Consider the following 275-nt stretch of genomic DNA (forward strand, 5'->3'; position numbering starts at 1 on the left):
AACGCGCGAATCAAGTGCTGCTGCACTGTTGCGAGGTTTGGCTGCGCGCAGGCTTCCAGAATCAGGTTGAACCGGGAATGGTCGTCAAGCATCGTCAGCGGATAACACATGCCTGCGAGCGTTGGGAAATTGCCCTTGAAATCAATCTGCCAGAGCCGGTTGGGCTGGGCATGTTCGAAGCGCTTCCAAGCTCGACTTTGCTGGCTCTGCGCTTCATCGATGAAGTCGTGATGTCGCAGTATCCGGGTGATGGTACTGGCGGCCGGCACATCCAC

1 pseudogene is annotated in these 275 nt (G+C 57.1%); it reads right to left on the reverse strand.

The features are described from left to right. A pseudogene (locus QN370_RS20640) lies at positions 1-275 on the reverse strand (IS481 family transposase); the annotation flags it as partial.

The organism is Actimicrobium sp. CCI2.3 (assembly GCF_035019065.1).
Lineage (GTDB): Bacteria > Pseudomonadota > Gammaproteobacteria > Burkholderiales > Burkholderiaceae_D > Actimicrobium.